At 65.3% G+C, this 6,231-nt stretch carries 7 protein-coding genes; all 7 read right to left on the bottom strand.

Going from position 1 to position 6,231, the window contains the following annotated elements:
* Positions 1-336 precede the first annotated feature (336 nt).
* Positions 337-1,599, bottom strand: coding sequence for a UDP-N-acetylglucosamine 1-carboxyvinyltransferase (gene murA, locus ACH438_RS19720; protein ID WP_397007113.1), 1,263 nt, complete (start codon positions 1,597-1,599; stop codon positions 337-339).
* A 10-nt stretch (positions 1,600-1,609) separates the two neighbouring features.
* Positions 1,610-2,203, bottom strand: a complete 594-nt coding sequence (locus ACH438_RS19715) for a cob(I)yrinic acid a,c-diamide adenosyltransferase (RefSeq protein ID WP_397007111.1) — start codon at positions 2,201-2,203, stop codon at positions 1,610-1,612.
* Between the two features lie 25 nt (positions 2,204-2,228).
* A complete protein-coding gene (locus ACH438_RS19710; RefSeq protein WP_397007109.1) occupies positions 2,229-2,651 on the bottom strand; it encodes a DUF2550 family protein in 423 nt (140 codons plus the stop codon).
* A gap of 163 nt (positions 2,652-2,814) precedes the next feature.
* Positions 2,815-3,510, bottom strand: a complete 696-nt coding sequence (locus tag ACH438_RS19705) for an MspA family porin (protein ID WP_397007107.1) — start codon at positions 3,508-3,510, stop codon at positions 2,815-2,817.
* 30 nt (positions 3,511-3,540) lie between these two features.
* Positions 3,541-4,140: an MspA family porin gene (locus tag ACH438_RS19700; RefSeq protein WP_397007105.1), complete on the bottom strand. Its 600-nt coding sequence runs from the start codon at positions 4,138-4,140 to the stop codon at positions 3,541-3,543.
* A gap of 256 nt (positions 4,141-4,396) precedes the next feature.
* Positions 4,397-4,777, bottom strand: coding sequence for a F0F1 ATP synthase subunit epsilon (locus tag ACH438_RS19695; protein WP_397007103.1), 381 nt, complete (start codon positions 4,775-4,777; stop codon positions 4,397-4,399).
* A 6-nt stretch (positions 4,778-4,783) separates the two neighbouring features.
* Positions 4,784-6,226 carry a F0F1 ATP synthase subunit beta gene (gene atpD / locus ACH438_RS19690; protein WP_397007101.1) on the bottom strand — a complete coding sequence of 481 codons (1,443 nt, stop codon included), beginning with the start codon at positions 6,224-6,226 and terminating at the stop codon, positions 4,784-4,786.
* Between the last annotated feature and the right edge of the window lie 5 nt (positions 6,227-6,231).

The raw sequence follows: 6,231 nt of genomic DNA, 5'->3' as shown, positions 1-6,231 counted from the left end.
CCCTCACACGGGGGGTGAGGAATCGGAACCAAATAAAATATTTGGCACTGACATTCATCGACACACTATTGAGTTCTCAAAGAACACACGCACAAGCCATCTCCCGGGCGGTGAGCCCGTTCGATCAGCTAGGCAACTTTTCAAGCTTAACCCCAGCCGCGCAGCAGAACCAAATCCGCTGGTTGGTTGGGAGCTAGTGTGATCATCAGGCGCTCTCGTCTCACCGGAGTCGGTGTCCGTGTCGCTCTGACCTGGAATAAGTTACGTGTTGGTGGTTCGCATGTCAAATCGCCTGTTCAGGACCATTTTTCGCGAACACGTACCGACACGAGCTGTTCAGTCTGCGGTTCCGACGCGTTCGATCTCGGCCCCTAGGGACCGCATGTTCTCCACGAAATCCGGGTAGCCCCGGTCGATGTGGAAGACGTCGTGCACTTCGGTCACCCCGTCGGCGACCAGACCCGCGAGCACCAGGCCCGCGCCGGCGCGAATGTCCGACGACCAGACCGGCGCGCTCGACAACCGCGGAATCCCGCGCACCACAGCGTGATGCCCATCGGTCCGGGCATCGGCGCCGAGCCGGATCATCTCTTCCACGAAACGGAAGCGCGCCTCGAAGATGTTCTCGGTGATCATCGAGGTGCCGTCGGAGATGGCGGCCAGCCCGATGGCCATCGGCTGCAGGTCGGTGGGGAAACCCGGGAAGGGCAGCGTCGAAAAGTTCACGGCACGAGGCCGATCCGACTGCACCACCCGGAAACCGTCCGGTTCGAACGAAATTCGCGCGCCCGACGACCGCAGCTTGTCCAGCACCAGCGAGAGATGCTTCGGGTTGATACCCGTCACCCGCACATCCCCCTGCGTCATCGCCGCGGCGATACCCCAGGTGGCGGCGACGATGCGATCACCGATCACCCGGTGCTCGGTCGGCGACAGCTTGTCCACACCCTCGATGGTCAGCACCGAGGTGCCGGCGCCCGCGATCTTCGCGCCCATGCGGATCAGCATGTTGCACAGATCCACGATCTCCGGCTCGCGCGCCGCGTTGTCGATGACCGTCTCACCCTCCGCGAGCACCGCGGCCATCAGGATGTTCTCGGTCGCACCCACCGACGGGAAATCCAGGCGGATCCGCGCACCCTGTAGTTCCTCGGCACGCGCTACCAGGCAGCCGTGCTCGATCTCGCTGGTGGCGCCCAGCAGCCGCAGTCCGGCCTGATGCATGTCCAGCGGACGCGAGCCGATGGCGTCACCACCCGGCAACGCCACCACCGCACGCTTGCACCGCGCCATCAGCGGACCCAGCACACACACCGACGCGCGGAACTGCGTCACGGCCGGAAAGTCCGCGTGGTACTTCGGTTCCGGCGGCGTCGTGATGGTCACGGTCTCGTGGTCGACCGTGACATCGCAGCCGAGGCCGCGCAACACGTCCGCCATCAACGGCACATCCAGGATGTCCGGGCAGTTCGTGATCGTGGTCGTACCCTCGGCCAGCAGCGCAGCGGCCATCAGCTTGAGGACGCTGTTCTTCGCGCCGCCGACCGCGACCTCACCGACGAGCGTGCTGCCCCCGGTCACCAGAAACCGTTCACTCACGGGGGTCAGCCTAGTGGTCCTCTCCCCCGCCCGTGGCTTCTCCGCCCGGCCGCCAGAGGATGTCGCCTTCCGGATTGGCGACCCGGCCGAGAATGAACAGCAGGTCGGACAGCCGGTTCAGGTATTTCGCGGGCAACACGTTCGTGTCGTCCGGGTGCGCGTCGACCGCGGCCCACGCGGAACGCTCGGCGCGCCGCGCCACCGTGCGCGCCGTGTGCAGCAGCGCGGCCAGCGGCGTGCCGCCCGGCAGGATGAACGAATTCAACGGCGCCAGAGGCTCATTGAACTCATCGCACCACTGCTCGAGACGATCGATATAGGGCTGGGTGATGCGCAGCGGCGGGTACTTGGGGTCCGCGACCAGGGGGGTGGAGAGATCAGCGCCGGCATCGAAGAGGTCGTTCTGTATGTGGCGCAGCACAGTAAGGATCCGCGTGTCCGGCTGACCCAGAGCAATCGCCACCCCGAGGGCGGCATTGGTCTCGTCACAGTCGGCGTACGCGATCAGCCGCGGGTCGGTCTTCGGCACGCGCGAGAAATCGCTGAGGCCGGTCGTCCCGTCGTCGCCGGTGCGCGTATAGATCCGCGTCAGGTGCACACTCACGAGATCACCGTAACCCGCGATGGCCTCAGTGCGCGGGCCGCCGCCGGATACGTTCGGACGGTCGCGACTCCACCCAGGACAGCAGAGCCGCCAGCGCGCCGCGATCCAGAGCCAGCTCGTAACTGCCGTTGCCGTCGGCGATATTGACGATCGCCTCATCGGTCATGATGTCGTATTCGTCCCCATCCGGGGACCGCCGCGGACCGACCTCGATCGCCAAGCGGCGCAATGTCGAATCGGGACCGAGCTTCAGACTGGAGAGTTTGTAGAAGACGAGGGTGTCCTCGTCATACCGGATCAGCCCGTGCCGCCAACCGCCGCCATGCCCGCGAGCAGGCAATACCCGCAGCAATGCCGCCGTCCCACCGCGGCGCAACATGATCAGCCGATAGGTGGAAGCCAAGGCCAAGGCGACAAGCAACAGCACCAGAATGATCAGAAGCACCATCCCGGTTTGCAATGCCGCTCCGTCCCTTCGATTCGCGTCGGTCGAACCATCCGGCCGATGGCCGGACCCCGCGTGTATTCGGTCGATACTAGCGACCGCCGAAACGCCGGGTCCGGCCATCCACCGAATGTGACGTATGACCAGGTCAGCTGCTCCGGCAGGTTCAGCCCATGCTGAACGGCTGACCCCACACCGTCACGTCACCGATCTGGGTATCGGTGTAGGCCGAGATGAGCACGAACGACCGCGCCTGCGCGTAACCGCCGCAGCCGTTCACCTCGAACGCCTCGTCCACCCAGGAGACGCTGGCGTGCGGACCCGGAGTCTTGTTGTAGCGGTTGTGCTTTTCCTGCCCGTAGTCGTCGGGCGCCTCGAGGTCGAGCATCAGGCGGGCCACCGCCTGCCCGGGCCCCAGCGAGAGACCACCGCCGAAGGTCTGGGACGGGGTGAAGGTAGGCGCGGCGCCACCGCTGCCGGGCGCACCCGTGCCGGTCCCGTTCTCGGACTCGCTGAACTGGCCGATATCGACCTGACAGCCGACGATGTATCCGGGCGAGATCTTGATGGTGCTGGTCGCCGCGCTCGGTCCCGAGACATCCACGCTGCCACGTCCGGTCACCCAGACGTTCCGGTGCGCGGGCGTCGATCCCATCGAAGGACTGATCTTCGCCGATTCATTGTCGATCCGGACCGTCAGCACGGTGCCGTCATCGAGTGTGCGGCTGATTTGCCCGCCGGGCAGCGGAATGAACGTATCGGCATTCGCCGCGCCCCCGGAACCCGAACCCCATACCACCGCGGCGGCCATGGCGACGCCGAAAACCTTGCCGCCCCGCGCGTATTCAACCCTGCCGAACATACGATCCCTTCGCGTCGGAGTGAATACGGATCAGCCGATACTGAACGGCTGGCCGTAGAGCGAGACCTTGGCGTAGTCGGCACCGATGATCTCGACCACCGAGAATTGCCGGGCCTGCGCATATCCGCCGCAGCCCTGCACGTCCATCGGAATGTCCTGGTATTGAATGTGATACGTGCCGCTCTTGGGAGTATCGATATTGTCGATCTGCACCCACGCCACCTGCCCCGCCGTCAGCGGGATACTCACACCGCCGCTCACGGAGGGCGATGTCGGGCTGATGGTGAATCCCGTCGAGGCGCTGAGCGAACCCACCGCCACCTGGCAGCCGACGATATAGCCGACGGTCAGCCCCGAGGAGCCGTGCGTCGACGAGTTGTTGGTACCGGGAAAGTTCTTGGCGCCGTTGTTCGGCCCGATGGTGCCGTCCGGGGTATCCACCTCCGCGGTGATATTCCCGGAGACCCAGGTCGAGCGGCCGGCGCCGTTGGACGCCAGCGAGGGCGAAACTATCGCGCGCTCACCGCGACTCGTGATCTTCACACCGGGGCCCTCGATATGCCCGTCGGGTAGCGCGACCCAGGCGTCGGCGTTCGCCGCACCGGGCGAAAAGAATCCGAGGGCGACCATGGTCGCGACGGTCGTGATGATTCCGCGGAGTACCCGCGGCCTGCGTACAGCTCGAAACCCGCTCATTCACCCCTCGCTCTGCGCATGCTCATGACGGTAAAGCTGGGAAGTGCTTGTAATAGCTAAGGTTTAGCTAAATGCGCTAGATCACAGAAAAGACCGGCGAAGGAATTCAATCACACCGCTATCAATAGAAAAAGCAGCGGCCCCAGGAAAATCCTGGGGCCGCTGCCTATTTGCTCCGGGGCAACAAGCGTCAGTGCGCTGCGGCCGCCTTCTCCAGGGCACGCAACCGGCCCTGCGCCTCGGCCTTCGCCGCCTCGCTCGCATCGGCGTCGGCGAGCACGGCCTTGGCGGCCGCCTCGTCGATATCGCCCGCGAACTCCGCGGATTCGGCCAGCACGCGCACCGCGCCGGCCGTGACCGAGAAGAACCCGCCGTGCACGGCAGCGACGATACGCTCGCCCTCGACGGAATCGATGGTCACGGTGCCGCCCTCCACGAGCTGCCCGAGCAGCGGTTCGTGGTTGGGCATGATGCCGATCTCACCCTCCGTGGTCTGAGCGGAGACGAAACTCGCCCGCCCCGACCACAGCAGCCGCTCGACGGCGACCAGATCAACAGACATATCCGCCATGGTGGACTACTTCCCGGCGATCTTCTTCGCGGCCGCCTCGACGTCGTCCAGGCCACCACAGGAGTTGAACGCCTGCTCCGGCAGGTGGTCGAACTCGCCCTTGCAGACGCGATCGAAGTCGTCGATGGTCTGCTCCAGCGGCACGACCGAACCCGGCTGACCGGTGAACTTCTCGGCCACGATGAAGTTCTGGCCGAGGAACTTCTCCAGACGACGGGCACGGCCGACGAGGACCTTGTCCGCCTCGGAGAGCTCGTCCATACCGAGGATGGCGATGATGTCCTGCAGTTCCTTGTACTTCTGCAGGATCCGCTTGACCTCGTTGGCCACCGCGAAGTGCCGATCGCCGACGATGGACGCCTCGAGAATACGAGAGGTCGAGGTCAGCGGGTCGACGGCCGGGTAGATGCCCTTCTGCGAGATCGGGCGGGAAAGCTCGGTCGTCGCGTCCAGGTGGGCGAAGGTGGTCGCCGGCGCCGGGTCGGTGTAGTCGTCGGCGGGGACGTAGATCGCCTGCATCGAGGTGATCGAACGGCCACGGGTCGAGGTGATCCGCTCCTGGAGCTGACCCATCTCGTCCGCCAGGGTCGGCTGGTAACCGACGGCCGAGGGCATACGACCCAGCAGGGTCGAGACCTCGGAACCGGCCTGGGTGAACCGGAAGATGTTGTCGATGAAGAGCAACACGTCCTGGTTCTGCACATCGCGGAAGTACTCCGCCATGGTCAGGGCCGACAGGGCGACGCGCATACGCGTGCCCGGCGGCTCGTCCATCTGGCCGAAGACGAGGGCGGTGTCCTGCAGGACGCCCATCTCTTCCATTTCCAGGTGGAGGTCGGTGCCCTCACGAGTACGCTCGCCGACGCCCGCGAACACCGAGGTGCCCGAGAACTCGCGCGCGATACGGGTGATCATCTCCTGGATCAGCACGGTCTTGCCGACACCGGCACCACCGAACAGACCGATCTTGCCGCCCTTGACATACGGGGTCAGCAGGTCGATGACCTTGACGCCTGTTTCCAGGATCTCGGTCTTGCCCTCGAGCTGGTCGAAGGCGGGCGGCTGGCGGTGGATGCCCCACTGCTCGCCGTCGCGGCCCAGGCCGGGGGTGTCCAGGCAGTCGCCCAGCGCGTTGAACACGTGACCCTTGACGACGTCACCGACGGGCACCGAGATCGGCTTGCCGGTGTCGCGCACCTCGACGCCACGCACCAGACCGTCGGTCGGCTGCATGGAGATGGTGCGAACGATGTTGTCGCCCAGGTGCTGTGCGACCTCGAGGGTCAGGGTCTTCGCCACGGACGGGAGCGCGATGTCCACGTTCAGGGCGTTGTAGAGCTCAGGGATCGAACCACGCGGGAACTCGACGTCCACGACGGGTCCGATGACGCGGGAGACGCGGCCTGTGCCGGCGCCAACCCGGGTTTCGTTAGTGACAGCTGCGGTCATTGCTT

The organism is Nocardia sp. NPDC020380 (genome assembly GCF_044386975.1).
GTDB lineage: Bacteria > Actinomycetota > Actinomycetes > Mycobacteriales > Mycobacteriaceae > Nocardia.
The sequence above is the reverse complement of the archived record's forward strand: the minus strand, read 5'-3'. Positions and strand labels throughout refer to the sequence as shown.